Genomic DNA, 14,699 nt, shown 5'->3' with positions numbered 1-14,699 from the left:
TCTTAGGTTCAACAACAAAATACCCTAAGAATAAGCTCACGAACTATCGGCTAATTGACAGAGTATGTCAACCTCAGCTCGTTTGCAGATACCCTTTTTACCTCGCTGAAGTAGACATTGCAAGTGAACAAAAGTTCATTCCTCAGCATTTTTTTCGTCACTTTTTTTAGTTTAATCGACTGATTATTATGAAGGTTCAATCGACCGTAAATGCTGACGTACAGACAAATACGAACCTAACCAACCTAAAAATGAGGCAAGTCCAACCAATTGCAGCAGTTCAATAAAAGTGAGTGATTTCATTTCAAGCTGACTGCCATACAAGCCTAAAAGCTCGGCAAGGGCAGAATCGAGATACCACACTAATAAGTTGATGATGAGCCAAGCCAATATGCCGCCAATGACTCCGTACCAAATCCCAGTGTAGAGAAATGGGCGCTGGATAAAGGCTTCAGTTGCTCCGACTAGCTTCATCACTTCAATTTCGCTGCGCCGATTCATAATTGCCAAGCGAATCGTATTACCTATCACTAAGACCACCGCCAGCACAAGTAATGCAGCAATCGCCATCACAGTACGTTCGAGTAGACGCACTACCGCCTGTAACCGTTCTAACCATTCAATATCTAAACGGCCAAAGCTAATCTCAGGCTCGCGCTCTAGTTTAGTTAAGAGTTCACGGGCGCCCACCGGCGTTGAGTAACGCGGCGTAGGCGTAACGGTAATGACCGCGGGCAAAGGATTTATATCTAAATAGGCCAATGCCTCACCAAACCCAGATAAGCGTTGGAATTCTTCTAGCGCTTGATTTTTATCAATATATTGCACTTTATCCACTTCGGGATATGTCCGAATGCGAGTCAGCAGGCTCTGAATCGTTTGTTCACTACGATTATCGTCGATAAACAAGGAGATCTCTGCCGCGCTGTTCCAGGAACTGGTAATGGTCTCGGCATTTTTAACTAACACTTGCAATGCTGCAGGCAAACTTAGGCTCACCCCTAAGACAGCCATGGTCATCACAGAGGATATTGGGTTGCGCCAGAGCTCTCCCATGCTCGCCATTGCTTGCTGCGCATGACGAATAAAAAACATCACAATCCGGCCAGACAGCGGCAGCTTGCTGCGAGTTAATTTTGCGCTATCGCTCATTGCCCTTCACCTCTGTTCGTCGGTGCACTGCGAGTGTGCACATTAGGATGCAACTCTTGTGCACCTAACATACGGCCCTGTTTGAGGGTAAAAGTGCGATATTTCATTCGTGCGATAAGACCTAAATCATGGGTGGCGATTAATACGCTGGTTCCAGCATCATTAAAGGTTTCAAACAGACGCAAAATATCCATAGATAATTTAGGATCTAAGTTACCCGTAGGCTCATCGGCGAGCAGTAAGGGCGGCTTGTTCACTATCGCACGGGCAATGCCAACACGTTGCTGCTCACCGCCGGACAACATAATCGGGTTATGCCGCTCCTTGCCATATAAACCCACCATGTCGAGGGCACCCGCAACACGCTTACGGATTTCACCGTGTGAGAATCCCTCAATCACCAGTGGTAAAGCCACATTGTCGAACACACTTCGGTCCATCAATAGGTGATGGTTTTGGAAAATCATCCCGATATTGCGGCGCAAATAAGGCACATGTTTAGGGCTGACTTTGGCGATATCGTGACCGTTAATCGCGACGCGCCCCGTTGTTGCCCGCTCGATTACCGTGATTAATTTCAACAGCGTACTTTTACCCGCCCCCGAGTGGCCGGTTAAAAATGCCATTTCACCTTGCTGTAGATGAAAATTCACATCCTCCAGCGCCATTTGGCCGCCAGGATAAATCTTACTGACCTGCTGAAAATCAATCATAAATTAGCTATCCGCTTTTTCTTGAGTGAACAAGGCATCGATAAATTCTTTCGAATTAAAGGTACGCAAATCATCAATTTGCTCACCCACACCTATGTAACGGATCGGAATATTAAACTTATCAGCAATCGCAAATACCACGCCGCCCTTAGCCGTTCCATCTAACTTACTGATGGTAATACCCGTTACACCTACGGCTTCCTGGAATAATTGTGCTTGGCTAATCGCGTTTTGCCCTGTGCTCGCATCTAATGTCAGCATGACCTCATGTGGCGTATCTGGGTCGAGTTTCTTCATCACTCGCACGACTTTCTTCAATTCTTCCATCAAGTGCGCTTTATTCTGTAAACGACCCGCTGTGTCGGCGATCAACACATCCACTTTACGGGCTTTAGCCGCTTGCAAAGCATCGAACAGTACAGAGGCACTATCGGCACCCGTATGTTGGGCAATCACAGTAATATCATTACGTTGACCCCAAACCTGTAGCTGCTCAACCGCTGCAGCGCGGAAAGTATCGCCCGCGGCTAACATCACTGACTTACCTTGGCTTTGATATTGTTTGGCTAATTTGCCAATAGTGGTGGTTTTACCCACGCCATTAACGCCAACCATTAAGATAACAAATGGGCCATTAGCATTGTCTGGTACTAACGGGATAGCGACTGGATCGAGTGTTTTTTGCAACTCATCCCGCAGCAATTCATATAAAGCTTCGGCATCTTTAAGCTGCTTACGTGAGGCATGCTCTGTCAAATTCTTGATTAATCGCGTAGTGGTTTCGACACCAACGTCGGCGATTAATAATTGTTCTTCGAGTTCTTCAAACAGATCGTCATCGATTTTCTTGCCGCGAAATAGGCCGATAAAACCACTGCCAATATTCTCGCTGGTACGCATTAAGCCACGTTTCAGGCGAGCAAAGAGCCCTTCCTTAACGGGTCTAGCCTGCGGCTCAGGTTGTAATTCAGCAACTGCTACAACAGCTTGCTCAGTTTCAGCTTGTTGCTGAACTAAAGCCTCTGCTTGCTCACGTGCTAGTGCTTCGCTAGCGAGTTGTTCTGCCGCTAAGGCTTCAGCGGCATGCCGTTCGGCGGCCAAGCGGGCAAGTTCAGCTTGTTCCGCTGCGAGTAATTCTGCTTCTAGCTGAGCGGCAACTACACGCGACGCCTCTGCTTGAGCTAATTGCTCTGCGGCGGCTTGCTCAACCGCTAACTGCTGTTCTGCCAATTGTTCTGCAATGCGTTGCTCTGCTTCTAACTGTGCTTCGGCTAACTTCTCTGCAGCATGCTTTTGTGCACTAAGTTGTTCAGCAACCAAACGTGTCGCATCAGCTTGCTGATTAGCAAAATGCAACGATTCAATTCGGGCATGCTCAAGGGCGAATTGCTCGGCTTCGGCTTTTGCCTGTGTTTGTTCGGCCGCTAACTGTTCTGCAGCCTGTTTTTCAGCATGAGCTTCGGCCTCGATGACCCCTTGTAACTCTACTTGTTCCGGCGCTACACACTGTGCTGCATCAGTATCTTGTGTTGGAGTAACAACTGGCGTTTCAGCGACGACCTCATCTTGTGACTTATCTTTACGAAACCAAGAGAAAAAACCTTTCTTTGCCATGTGTGATTCCAGCGCTCTACTTCAGTATTGAATTTTGAATAAGACCCTGATGTTATACCAGATTGCCTCGGCAATTACGCCCAAAAAGTCGGCAATTAGCTAAGCTCAGTTAGCCTTCTCACCTTTTAGTGAGACTTTGATATAAAATAGCGGCCTTAATTAAGGTGGCACAGTCTACCACTTTCTTTCTTCAGGCAAAATCACGGGGGCACTTTGGTTAATCATCGAACGGTCAAAAATAATGTGACCAAGGGTCAAACAGCCAAAAATAAACCCGGCAGTGGACAAGTGCGGATCATCGCAGGCCAATGGCGCTCGCGTCGTCTACCTATCCAAGATCTCGAAGGTTTACGCCCGACGACAGACAGGGTTCGCGAAACACTCTTTAATTGGCTGGCTAATGATTTAGTCAATGCACGTGTACTCGACTGTTTTGGCGGTAGTGGCGCTTTAGCTCTCGAAGCCTTGTCCCGCTATGCCAGTTTCGCCAAAATTATCGAGTTGCAACGCGGCGCAGCCATGCAATTAAAAGAAAATCTACAAACCCTTAAATGCGATAAGGCCGAAGTGCTCAATGCTGATACGTTAGTGGTACTGCAAAGGGGCTGCGAGCAAGGTTTCGATGTGGTGTTTATCGATCCACCCTTTCGTAAGGGATTGGCAGAAAAGACGATTCAACTGCTAGATACTCAAGGCTGGCTCAATGATGGTGCGCTGATTTATGTCGAAATCGAGTCTGAATTGACGCAACTTGCTATCCCTTCTCGCTGGCACGCCTTAAAAGAAAAGAATGCAGGGCAAGTGAGCTACCGTTTATATCAATATCACTCAGAAACCACTGTTGAGCCCATCGAAGATGAAAACCATGCCCTTATTAATTAACTTAGGTAAAGCCATCACTCTGATTGCTTGGTTGATGATGGCCTACAACTTAGTCATCCCCTTTGAAGGCAATGTGGCGATTACTTTAAATATCCTGTTTGCCATTACCTGCATGATGCATTGCTTCCAAGTCGCGATTTTCCACATGCTGTTTAAGACCTTGCTACCATTAACGCAACAAGATTATCTACAAGTGTTTATCTTCGGAATTTTCAGCCTGTTAGCTTATCGGCAACGAGTGATGACTCAAGCGAATTAACCGAGCACACAGACAGCAAAAAGCCCTCTATTGAGGGCTTTTTAATGGCTATCAATTAAGAAATTTAATCGCTAAACCTTATCCTTTTGGATATGGGTGTGCTACGCCTTTATGGCAGTCAACACAGGTCTTTCTCGCGTCAGGTTCTTTCTTGAAGTTATTTGAGTGCATTCTTACAGCCATTTTGCTCATTGTTTCTGGCTGATTCTCGTAAATACGAGTGTGGCAATGCTGACAGTTAGCAGAATCGTTCGCACGGAAATAATTCAGCGCTTTATCCGCTTGTTCTTTACGATTTTCATCTAACCAAGCTTGAGTGTTAAAGCCATCAATTGTCATGAAACCATATAAATCTTTAGATACGATGATTTTTTTGATCAAATAATCGACTGGACCATGAGGTAAGTGACAGTCTTGACACTGAACCGTAATCCCCGCTTTGCCGCCGCCATGGGCAGAAGCCAACACTTCATCCTTCAGCGAATGATTGCTATGGCAAGACATACAGAACTCATCTGTACTGGTCGCGTGTAATGTTTGTTGAGTGGCAAAGTACCCCACAACACCCACTACAATACCGACGACCAGTAGCGCCAGGATTGAATATTTCGCGCTAGGTTTAAATAGTGCACGCCAGTTCATCACTCTATCTCCAAAATTGTCAAAATTAGTTTTTATAAGACTAGTTTATGCTCTTTCATTTATTAGAAATTTGATTTTAAGCCGAAATTTGCTGATTAAATTAACCTTAAAAGCGCAAAATGAGACTTAGCTCTAACTATTTGGACGTCATTTGGTAAAAACCGCTAGCTGAACTGTGATGCACTTTAACTAAAGCTAATGCAATCACCCGATAATCGCAAGTTACCGATTATCGCGATGAGATTTCCCCTTTGAGAATCAATCACTATTGAAATCATTTCTAGAAAATAGAAATGTGATCCAGTCGATGTTTTGTTTAATTATTGAAGTAGGCGGAGAAATAAATCATTAAAAATTAAAATTTGAATCGTATATGAAACTTTATTGGGCTAACTAAGGTCTCTAAGGGTAAGCAATCAATTTTCAGAGTTATCATGGCTAAATTTTGGATCACCATAGCAGTGTTATTTTCGCTAATCGCCCAATCGGCGATAGTGAGTGCTATGCCAACTTCAGCCAACACCAATGGCCACAGCAGTCAAACCATGCTGATGATGGATGCAGAAATGAACTGCACCATGCCAGATTGTTCTGCATCCGATTGCTTGCAACACTGCCAAGATAGTATGACAAGTCATTGTCAAACCCATTGCCTATCATCACTTTACCTTGAGCCTGCAGTGCTAGAACTGGCCTTCGCCAACCCAGCAAGCAAGCGTATTGCCATACAAGGCTGGGCGATGCAAACTGCCGACCTCGGGCTCACCACACCGCCTCCTAACTCCAATTCACTGTAACGTCTTTCGTTTTTTACAACGTAAAACCGACTAAACACCTTTGATTGCGCCGCTGCATATTCGCACCGCAACGAGGTACAGAGAATTTTTGGAGTTTATTATGAAAACCACTTTATTGAACAAAAGCTTACTAGGCCTTACTTTCGTTATCGGTGCCTTATTAAGTAGCACCACAGTTACAGCCGCCAGCTTAAATAGCACAGATGCGCTCAGTGTTATCAGTATCAATGGTGTGCCAACCACGCCCTTTAAACCCATCCAACTCTCCGCAGGGAAAGTACTGCTCGAGCTAAAATATCAGGATATATTTGATTATCGCGCCGATGATAGTGGCAACTGGGTTAAATCAGCGCCGCTTTACTTAGTGCTGGATGTGAAGGCGAGTGATAGCTACCAAATCACCCAGCCCAAAATAATGACTGAAGCTGAAGCGCGTCAATTTATTAAATATCCAACGATTCAACTCAGTATTAATGGTGACAAAGCGGGCGAATATCCACTGCAAAGCCACAGCCAACTGATGGCGAAAATGTTAGTCAGCAATCCCGCTTTCTAATTTAGACGAGTTAAATATTTAATCTGAGGCATGTGCTGAAATGTGAGTTAAATCATTACAGCATAATGCCTCTATGCTAGACTCGAGTCGTTCATCATTTGGAATACTTATGCATCACACACTCAGTCGTTATTTTTTAGTCATATTCACTCTACTCGCACTCGTCGGGCAAAGTGTCGTGTCTAATGGTCACGCCATGGTGCCACACACTATGGATATGAGTGCGATGAATCATGAGGTTTCCTCCCAAATGCACCACGCTACAATGATGCAGATGGACACGGAGAACAGTTCTGACTCACATTCAATGGCCAACACGGATTGCTGCAACGATAAAATGCTTCCCGGCGCGAAACAGCATTGCTGTGATGGGACCACATCATGTTCAAATGATTGTGGTCATTGTTTGACGATTTCAGTCGCTGGCACTCTATTCAGCCCACACCTCTGGCCAAGTGTGAGCATGAGCGATACTGCAATGGCCACTCCTATGCCTCATTTCCACTCTATCTCTTTGTCTTCGGCCTTTAAACCACCGATAGCCTAGCTCTACTTTGTGCTTATTGGGCAAATAAACCCTTAAAAAAAGCCAAACGACCAAGCTAAAACGACAATGCTGTTAGCCCTAAGCTAACGCCCTATTTAGCCGTTTATTGTGGTGCCTTATCATTAAATTGTGCACCCGAGTCTAGCAAAACGTTGATTACTGAGCCGAATGCCAAATTGTGGCATCAATTCGTCTATCGAAGCGAACCGCTTTGATCCACTGTGCTCACTGACGTTTATGCGCTCGTATTCGGCCGTTAATCCGATGGAGTGAATAATATGAAAACACTAACTAATCTCGCCTTAATCACATTCTTGCTGACCAGCACAAGCGTGTTTGCGACGGCCGCGCCGCACGCACATCAACACAACAATGCCAATCCACAGGAACAAGCACATACCCATGTTTGCCCTATGCACCCTGAAGTGACTGGCAGCAAAGAGGATACTTGCCCTCAATGTGGTATGAACTTAGAGCCAAAGGCAATAGAAGCAAAACCGGCTGAAGGTGCGGCAAAAAACGCCCACAAACACCACTAAGCTAGGCTGGAGATGAGGCATATGAATTCATTTAAAACCGTAAAAAAGCAGACCCCTAAAGCCGTACTGATCTTGAGTAGCTTACTCTTAGGTACGCCTTGGTTGAGCCATGCCCAACTGGCGAGCACACAACAGCCTGTGGCGACCGAAGCTGCAGTAAATTCTGCAACAGCGCCTAAAAATAATTCGTTAAATCAAGTAAAAACCTACACTTGCCCTATGCATCCCGAAGTGCTCAGCCATGAGCCTGGTCGCTGCCCTAAGTGCAATATGTTTTTAGTTGAGAAACAAGATGCCGCGAACTCTGCGGCCGAGCATGCGCAGCATCAAGCCGCAGATCACCAAGCCTCTGAGCATGGGCAAACCTTGGCAGCGAAAGCTTCGAGTCAGGTATTCGACACCCCAACCCCTAAGGCCGACAGTTTAGTCAAAGCTCAAAACCACGTGACAACAATCAAGTACGTTTGCCCTATGCATGCTCACATCATCAGCGATGTGCCCGGCACTTGCCCTATCTGCGGCATGAACTTAGAAAAAGTCGAAACGGGCGGCAATACCCAAGAAATCAATATCAATGTTTCCGGCAGTATGCAGCAAGCGCTGGCACTCAAAGTCGCCAAGGTTGAACGCGACACACTGTGGAAATTTGTCGAAACCGTCGGTCAAATCGATTACGACGAAAGCCAGATCACCCATATCCATGCCCGTGTCACTGGTTGGATTGAAAAGCTCATGGTCAAATCCGTGGGCGACACTGTCAAGAAAGACCAACTGATCTACGAGATCTACTCTCCCGATTTAATTAACGCCCAAGATGACTACCTGCTCGCCATGGATACCGCCAAAGCAAACGGCCAAGGCCGCTACAAAGATTTGGTGCGCAATGCGGGTTTACGCTTATCTTTCCTCGGTTTTAACGACAGACAAATCAAACAATTAGCCGAGTCACATCAAACCCAGTATCGCGTACCTTTCTACGCCAAAGAGGATGGCATAGTTAAAGCCCTCGACGTTCGTGATGGCATGTACATTCAGCCTTCGACCGAAGTCATGTCCCTAGTGGATCTCTCTAAGGTATGGGTGATTGCCGATGTATTCGAGAATGAACAAAGCTGGATTGCTAAAGGTCAAAAGGCCGAAATTGCCGTTCCCGCCATGAATATCAGTGGCATCGAAGGCACGATCGATTACATCTACCCTGAGCTTGACCCAGTCACTCGCAGCCTGCGAGTACGAGTGGTTCTCAACAATGCCGACGTAGATTTAAGACCTAAAACCCTCGCGAAAGTCTCGCTATTCGGTGGCCCGAATAAAGATGTGCTCGTGATCCCGCAAGAAGCTTTAATTCAGACGGGTAAAGAAAACCGCGTGATCGTCAAACAAGCCGATGACAGCTTTACCGCCAAGGCCGTCACAGTCGGCATGATGAGCCAAGGTAAAGCCGAGATTATTTCAGGCCTGAATGAAGGTGAACGGGTGGTGATTTCGGGGCAATTCTTACTCGACTCCGAAGCCAGTCTCAAGGGCAGCTTAATGCGTTTAAGCAGCGGTCATCAGCACTAGGAGCGCGTTATGTTGAAATATATTATCGAAGCGTCAATCAGGCAGCGATTGATGGTGCTGATTATCGCCATCATGATCACTGTTTGGGGCGTACAGGAGCTGCGCAAAACGCCGCTTGATGCACTGCCGGATTTATCCGACGTACAAGTGATCATTAAAACCCCTTACCCAGGCCAAGCGCCAAAATTGGTTGAAGAACAAGTGACTTATCCCTTGTCGACCGCCATGTTAGCCGTACCAGGCGCCAAAACCGTACGTGGTTATTCCATGTTCGGCGACTCCTATGTGTATGTGATTTTTGAAGATGGCACCGACATCTACTGGGCACGCTCGCGGGTGCTCGAGTACCTGAGTCAAATTAGCAGCCGTTTACCCCAGGGCGTACAACCTTCACTCGGTCCCGATGCATCCGGTGTCGGTTGGGTGTATGAATATGCGCTGGTCGATCGTTCTGGCAATTTAGATTTATCGCAACTCAAAAGTCTGCAGGATTGGTATCTCAAGCTAGAGCTGCAAAGCGTGGCAGGCGTGTCTGAAGTTGCCACCGTCGGCGGCATGGAGCAAACCTATCAGATCGTACTCGAACCCGACAAAATGGCGATCTATAAACTCGATATCGCCAGCATTAAACAAGCGATCGATAAAGCTAATAGCGAAGCTGGCGGCTCAGTGATCGAAATGGCCGAAGCCGAATACATGGTGCGCGCCAAAGGCTATCGCCAGACGCTAGAGGATTTTCGTGAAATTCCCCTTGGTATCACCAGCCCTTCTGGTACAGGTTTATTACTCAAAGATGTCGCCACTGTGCGCAAAGGCCCAGCCTCACGCCGCGGCATAGCCGAACTCGACGGTGAAGGTGAAGTCGTTGGCGGAATTGTGGTGATGCGTTACGGCGAAAACGCCTTAGCGACGATAGATGCAGTGAAAGCTAAACTCGAAGAACTCAAAGCGGGCCTGCCCGATGGGGTTGAGATTATCCCAACCTATGACAGATCCCACTTAATTCTTAAGTCCGTCGACAACTTGTTTAGCAAGGTCGTCGAAGAAATGTTGGTGGTTGGCTTAGTCTGTCTGCTGTTTTTACTGCATGCGCGCTCCACACTCGTGGCCGTGATAACCCTGCCACTATCCATCCTTATCGCTTTTATCGTGATGAATAAGATGGGCGTTAACGCCAATATCATGAGCCTTGGCGGCATCGCCATTGCTATCGGCGCCGTGGTGGATGGCGCGATTGTGATGATCGAAAACCTGCACAAGCATTTAGAACATTTCAAAGCCGAACATGATCGCGAGCCCGATACTAAGGAGCATTGGCGCATCGTCACCGAAGCGTCGATTGAAGTCGGCCCTGCGTTATTTTTCTCATTGATTATTATCACCTTAAGCTTTGTGCCTGTGTTCGCACTCGAAGCGCAGGAAGGGCGATTATTCGCGCCACTGGCCTACACTAAAACCTTCGCCATGGCAGCGGCGGCCTTTTTATCGATCACCTTAGTGCCGATTTTGATGGGTTACTTTATTCGCGGCAAAATTCCCAGCGAACGCAGCAATCCCCTCAGTCGCTTCTTGATCGCGCTTTACCAACCTTCGCTCAAACTAGTGCTTAAATTTCCTAAAGTCACCCTGATGTTAGCGTTAGTCGCGCTGGCCAGTGCTTGGTATCCCATGACCCGCATGGGCAGTGAGTTTATGCCCGCCCTTGAAGAAGGCGATTTGCTCTACATGCCAACAGCATTGCCCGGCATCAGTGCCAGTAAGGCCGCCGAAGTGTTGCAGCAAACCGACCGCTTGATTAAAACCGTGCCCGAAGTGGCCCGCGTGTTTGGCAAGGTAGGCCGCGCAGAAACCGCGACCGATCCCGCACCGCTGACCATGCTTGAAACCACTATCATGCTCAAACCCCATGAGGAATGGCGTGAAGGCATGACCTTAGATGGCATCATTGCCCAACTACAGCAAACCGTCAAAGTACCAGGACTCACCAATGCTTGGGTACAGCCCATCAAAACCCGTATTGACATGCTCTCGACGGGGATAAAAACCCCCGTCGGCATTAAGATCACTGGTGCCGATGTCAACGAACTGCAAAGCATAGGAGCTAAGATAGAAGCCATTCTCAGCAAAGTACCACACACAAAATCAGCCTATGCTGAACGCAGTGGTGGCGGGCGTTATATCGATATCACTCCCAAACTGGATGTCGCCGCACGTTACGGTATGTCACTGCAAGATATTCAAGATGTCGTGCGTTACGCCATTGGCGGTATGGATATTGGCGAGTCGGTACAAGGGGCTGAGCGTTATCCGATTAACCTGCGTTATCCCCGTGAGCTACGCGATAATATCGAAAAGCTGCGCGAGCTCCCTGTGATCACTAAATCGGGAAATTATCTACCACTGCGAAATTTAGCGGATATAGAAATCACCGATGGCGCACCTATGCTCACCAGTGAAAACGGTCGCTTAATCTCTTGGGTGTTTATCGATATTGAAGGCACGTCTATCGGCGAATATATTACGACCGCCAAGCGAGCTTTAAATGCCGAACTCAAGGTGCCCCCGCGCTACAGCTACACTTTTGCAGGGCAGTACGAATATATGCAACGGGTAGATGCAAAACTTAAGCAAGTGATCCCTATGGCATTAGCCGTCATCTTCATCCTGTTGATGATGACCTTTGGCTCCACCATTCAGGCCAGTATTATCATGCTCAGCCTCCCCTTCGCGTTGGTCGGCAGCACTTGGCTGTTATACCTACTGGATTACAACATCTCAGTGGCTGTCGCCGTCGGTATGATTGCCTTAGCGGGTGTCGCAGCCGAGTTTGGGGTAGTAATGCTGGTGTATCTCAATAACGCCATCAAGCACAGGCAAGAGAAAGATAATTACCACAGCGTCAGCGACTTAAAAGAAGCGTTAATGGAAGGTGCCGTTATGCGGATCCGCCCCAAAGCCATGACAGTAGCGACCATCTTCTTCGGTCTACTCCCCATTATGTGGGGTGCAGGATCGGGTAACGATGTGATGCAGAAAATTGCCGCACCTATGGTCGGCGGCATGGTTACAGCCCCATTACTGTCACTGTTTGTACTACCCGCGCTTTATTTACTGATTTACTCGCGTAAATTAAAGAAAGACGCGGCGTAATTGAGTTTACGGCGCTAGAACACCGATAAAAATCCCCTCAAACCATTAAAGTTTGAGGGGATTTTCTCATTCAATCAGATTAAAAATCTAATTTTACAACAGTGCCATATACCACTCTGGGTAAAATAAGCCTCTAAGTTTATAGCGCTTATGTGTACCATTGACTCAGTGCCACACAGAATTGACTCAATTCACTGCCGCAGGAAGGATCCCATCACATGACCAAGTCATTTTGTTTAACCATCAGCCGGATATGGCCGCAAGCACTTTCCCTTAAAACCCCATCACGCGCATTACTTGCCGCATTCAGTTTATGCTCTGCGCTCATCATTACAGCACCCGCCTTTGCCGCACCCGCGACTGGTGAATTCGTTGCAGACAAACGCTGTGAGCTATTTCAATCGAAAAATAAGCAGACGAATCCAGACCAATGGCAGAGCAATATTGGTGAGCACTACCCTGTACTTGAAATCCTCGGCAATAGCGCTAAACCTGATTGGCTAAGAGTGCGCACCAATGCGGTGAAGTCTCCCATGCGTTGGATCAGCGGCGATTGTGGTCAATATCTATCTAATGTTGCTGGCAGTAATTTATCAACACCTGCAACGGCGGCGGAACCGGCGCAAACCACCACGGCATCAGACATCAAAGCAAAAAACCGAGATAGCCTTAAAGAGCATGGTACCCCAGAGAAACGCCAAGGGAATCAATGCCAAATCGGCGGTGAATTCGATGCTAACGTGCTCGCATTAAGCTGGCAAAGCACCTTTTGTGAACTCTATGGCCGCCGTAAAGCCGAATGCCGCGCCCTCAGCCAAACGCCAGAATCGAGCCAATGGCAACACTTCAGCCTGCACGGACTGTGGCCGAATAAACAACAATGCGGCACGCGATATGGCTATTGCAGCACAGTCAAACTGCAACCGAATGATTTCTGTACTTATCCAGAGTTTGAACTGAATCCATCGGTGCGCAAAAATTTAGAAGAAGTCATGCCTAGCGCCCAATATGGCACCTGTTTAGAACGCCACGAATGGTGGAAACACGGCACTTGCCGTAGCCAAGACCCTAACGAGTACTTTTTATTGGCAACCCAGCTGACGCAAGCGGTCAATGCCTCGGCATGGGTACAAAAATTTATTCATGACAACATAGGTAAGAGTGTCAGTAAAAGTGAGTTAAACCAAAGTTTTGATAGCAGCTTCGGTCAAGGCGCTCACACTAAAATGAGTCTTGAATGTGGCAAGGGATTACTGAGTGAAATCCGCATTAACTTGCCCGAAGTCATTAAAACTTCTGACTCCTTACCTAGCCTACTCGCCAAAGCCAATAAGGCCTCAAAAGGCTCCTGCCCTGAAACAATCATGATTGATAACGCTAATTAAACAAATAGTTAGACAAATAAAAACGGCGATTTAGCGTCGCCGTTTTTAACCTTAATGACAGTCCTTAATATGGCTGTCACATCTGATTAAGCTTGATCACCGCAAAGGTAGCGCCTTGGGCGTCAGCAATGACAGAAAATCGTCCCACATCAGGGATATCACTAGGCGGAATGCACACTTGCGCGCCTAAGCTTTGGGCTTTCTCAGCAAACGCATCGCAATCCGCCACCACAAAATAGAGCAGCCAATGGGGAGAGATATCGCCCCATTCGGGCATTATCGTCATCATACCGCCGATGGATTGCCCATCAACTTGCCACTCAGAGTATTCGATGTCTGGCATATCGCTGGGCGTGTTTGTCCAAGGGAATATTTTGCAGTAAAAGGCTTCTTCAGTACGCGGCTCTTTACAAGCCAGCTCAACCCAGCAAAGGGTATTGAGTTCACCCTGACGGCGAGCACCTATGTGGTTCTTCGCTTGCCATAAGGCAAAGCGTGCGCCTTCAGGATCGCTCACCTGCGCCATCACGCCCGCATCACCCACAATATGCGGCCCCATGTGCACTTGGCCGCCCGCCGCTTGAATCGCTGCAATGCTGGCATCGATATCATCGACGGCAAAGTAGATACGCCAGTGGCTGGGGATATGTGCTTCCGACTCAGGGATTTGATACATGGCGCCTAAGTCATCTCCCGCTAAATTAAATAGCGAAAAGTGACCTTCAGGGATCGGCATTTCGACCGAGTTCCAACCAAATAACGCTTGGTAAAATGCTGTAGCTCCCTGCCAATCATGGCTTGCAAGTTCAACCCAACATGCATGTCCTTGTGCGTACTGAGTCATTTTCATTATCGGCTCCTTTGTTTTAACAATCATTCGAGTTAAGCCTGAGTTTGTAT

General features: G+C 47.3%; 14 protein-coding genes. 9 read left to right on the top strand and 5 right to left on the bottom strand.

Annotated features, from left to right (window positions below):
- Positions 1-186 precede the first annotated feature (186 nt).
- From ftsX to ftsY, 3 genes are read right to left on the bottom strand one after another with little or no spacing between them, the layout of a single operon-like run.
- Positions 187-1,152 (bottom strand): permease-like cell division protein FtsX, encoded by a 966-nt coding sequence (gene ftsX / locus AAA952_RS04795; RefSeq protein WP_338254891.1) that lies wholly within the window; start codon positions 1,150-1,152, stop codon positions 187-189.
- A complete protein-coding gene (gene ftsE, locus AAA952_RS04790; protein WP_105250626.1) occupies positions 1,149-1,865 on the bottom strand; it encodes a cell division ATP-binding protein FtsE in 717 nt (238 codons plus the stop codon). Before ftsE ends, ftsX begins: the two co-directional genes overlap by 4 nt.
- A 3-nt stretch (positions 1,866-1,868) precedes the next feature.
- Positions 1,869-3,479, bottom strand: coding sequence for a signal recognition particle-docking protein FtsY (gene ftsY, locus AAA952_RS04785; RefSeq protein WP_263185124.1), 1,611 nt, complete (start codon positions 3,477-3,479; stop codon positions 1,869-1,871).
- 213 nt (positions 3,480-3,692) lie between these two features.
- Between ftsY and rsmD the strand changes: the two genes are divergently transcribed.
- Together rsmD and AAA952_RS04775 are read left to right on the top strand one after the other, a co-directional pair.
- Complete coding sequence (rsmD, locus tag AAA952_RS04780) at positions 3,693-4,361, top strand: 16S rRNA (guanine(966)-N(2))-methyltransferase RsmD (protein WP_263201556.1); 669 nt, start codon at positions 3,693-3,695, stop codon at positions 4,359-4,361.
- Positions 4,336-4,620: a DUF1145 domain-containing protein gene (locus tag AAA952_RS04775; RefSeq protein WP_173248200.1), complete on the top strand. Its 285-nt coding sequence runs from the start codon at positions 4,336-4,338 to the stop codon at positions 4,618-4,620. The genes rsmD and AAA952_RS04775 overlap by 26 nt, the downstream gene beginning before the upstream one ends.
- 78 nt (positions 4,621-4,698) lie before the next feature.
- Here the strand turns inward: AAA952_RS04775 and AAA952_RS04770 are convergent, their stop codons facing one another.
- Positions 4,699-5,262 (bottom strand): NapC/NirT family cytochrome c, encoded by a 564-nt coding sequence (locus tag AAA952_RS04770; protein WP_219251870.1) that lies wholly within the window; start codon positions 5,260-5,262, stop codon positions 4,699-4,701.
- 434 nt (positions 5,263-5,696) lie between these two features.
- Between AAA952_RS04770 and AAA952_RS04765 the strand changes: the two genes are divergently transcribed.
- The 7 genes from AAA952_RS04765 to AAA952_RS04735 all read left to right on the top strand — a co-directional run bounded on the left by AAA952_RS04765 (position 5,697) and on the right by AAA952_RS04735 (position 13,799).
- On the top strand, positions 5,697-6,059 hold the full coding sequence (locus tag AAA952_RS04765) for a hypothetical protein (RefSeq protein ID WP_198572390.1): 363 nt from the start codon (positions 5,697-5,699) through the stop codon (positions 6,057-6,059).
- Positions 6,060-6,159: 100 nt separating this feature from the next.
- Positions 6,160-6,615, top strand: a complete 456-nt coding sequence (locus AAA952_RS04760; RefSeq protein ID WP_198572391.1) for a DUF2057 family protein — start codon at positions 6,160-6,162, stop codon at positions 6,613-6,615.
- A 109-nt stretch (positions 6,616-6,724) separates the two neighbouring features.
- On the top strand, positions 6,725-7,162 hold the full coding sequence (locus AAA952_RS04755) for a hypothetical protein (protein ID WP_263168558.1): 438 nt from the start codon (positions 6,725-6,727) through the stop codon (positions 7,160-7,162).
- A gap of 278 nt (positions 7,163-7,440) precedes the next feature.
- Positions 7,441-7,701 carry a heavy metal-binding domain-containing protein gene (locus AAA952_RS04750; RefSeq protein WP_338254878.1) on the top strand — a complete coding sequence of 87 codons (261 nt, stop codon included), beginning with the start codon at positions 7,441-7,443 and terminating at the stop codon, positions 7,699-7,701.
- A 21-nt stretch (positions 7,702-7,722) separates the two neighbouring features.
- Positions 7,723-9,264 carry an efflux RND transporter periplasmic adaptor subunit gene (locus AAA952_RS04745; protein WP_338254875.1) on the top strand — a complete coding sequence of 514 codons (1,542 nt, stop codon included), beginning with the start codon at positions 7,723-7,725 and terminating at the stop codon, positions 9,262-9,264.
- Between the two features lie 9 nt (positions 9,265-9,273).
- Positions 9,274-12,414, top strand: a complete 3,141-nt coding sequence (locus AAA952_RS04740; protein WP_338254872.1) for an efflux RND transporter permease subunit — start codon at positions 9,274-9,276, stop codon at positions 12,412-12,414.
- A 218-nt stretch (positions 12,415-12,632) separates the two neighbouring features.
- Positions 12,633-13,799: a ribonuclease T2 gene (locus tag AAA952_RS04735; RefSeq protein ID WP_338254870.1), complete on the top strand. Its 1,167-nt coding sequence runs from the start codon at positions 12,633-12,635 to the stop codon at positions 13,797-13,799.
- A gap of 76 nt (positions 13,800-13,875) precedes the next feature.
- Here AAA952_RS04735 and AAA952_RS04730 read toward each other — a convergent pair whose 3' ends face one another.
- Positions 13,876-14,649, bottom strand: coding sequence for a VOC family protein (locus AAA952_RS04730; protein ID WP_338254869.1), 774 nt, complete (start codon positions 14,647-14,649; stop codon positions 13,876-13,878).
- Positions 14,650-14,699: the final 50 nt, after the last annotated feature.

The sequence above is a fragment of the Shewanella sp. M-Br genome (assembly GCF_036245925.1).
GTDB lineage: Bacteria > Pseudomonadota > Gammaproteobacteria > Enterobacterales > Shewanellaceae > Shewanella > Shewanella oncorhynchi.
Note: the sequence above shows the minus strand (reverse complement) of the source record. Positions and strands in the feature narration are given on the sequence as shown.

What these genes read in the sequence shown, in the direction of transcription:
- ftsX (WP_338254891.1), bottom strand. Translation starts at nt 1,152, where the DNA reads ATGAGCGATAGCGCAAAATTAACTCGCAGCAAGCTGCCGCTGTCTGGC.
- AAA952_RS04745 (WP_338254875.1), top strand. Translation starts at nt 7,723, where the DNA reads ATGAATTCATTTAAAACCGTAAAAAAGCAGACCCCTAAAGCCGTACTG.
- AAA952_RS04775 (WP_173248200.1), top strand. Translation starts at nt 4,336, where the DNA reads ATGAAAACCATGCCCTTATTAATTAACTTAGGTAAAGCCATCACTCTG.
- AAA952_RS04755 (WP_263168558.1), top strand. Translation starts at nt 6,725, where the DNA reads ATGCATCACACACTCAGTCGTTATTTTTTAGTCATATTCACTCTACTC.
- ftsE (WP_105250626.1), bottom strand. Translation starts at nt 1,865, where the DNA reads ATGATTGATTTTCAGCAGGTCAGTAAGATTTATCCTGGCGGCCAAATG.
- AAA952_RS04740 (WP_338254872.1), top strand. Translation starts at nt 9,274, where the DNA reads ATGTTGAAATATATTATCGAAGCGTCAATCAGGCAGCGATTGATGGTG.
- AAA952_RS04750 (WP_338254878.1), top strand. Translation starts at nt 7,441, where the DNA reads ATGAAAACACTAACTAATCTCGCCTTAATCACATTCTTGCTGACCAGC.
- ftsY (WP_263185124.1), bottom strand. Translation starts at nt 3,479, where the DNA reads ATGGCAAAGAAAGGTTTTTTCTCTTGGTTTCGTAAAGATAAGTCACAA.
- AAA952_RS04730 (WP_338254869.1), bottom strand. Translation starts at nt 14,649, where the DNA reads ATGAAAATGACTCAGTACGCACAAGGACATGCATGTTGGGTTGAACTT.
- AAA952_RS04770 (WP_219251870.1), bottom strand. Translation starts at nt 5,262, where the DNA reads ATGAACTGGCGTGCACTATTTAAACCTAGCGCGAAATATTCAATCCTG.
- AAA952_RS04765 (WP_198572390.1), top strand. Translation starts at nt 5,697, where the DNA reads ATGGCTAAATTTTGGATCACCATAGCAGTGTTATTTTCGCTAATCGCC.
- AAA952_RS04735 (WP_338254870.1), top strand. Translation starts at nt 12,633, where the DNA reads ATGACCAAGTCATTTTGTTTAACCATCAGCCGGATATGGCCGCAAGCA.
- AAA952_RS04760 (WP_198572391.1), top strand. Translation starts at nt 6,160, where the DNA reads ATGAAAACCACTTTATTGAACAAAAGCTTACTAGGCCTTACTTTCGTT.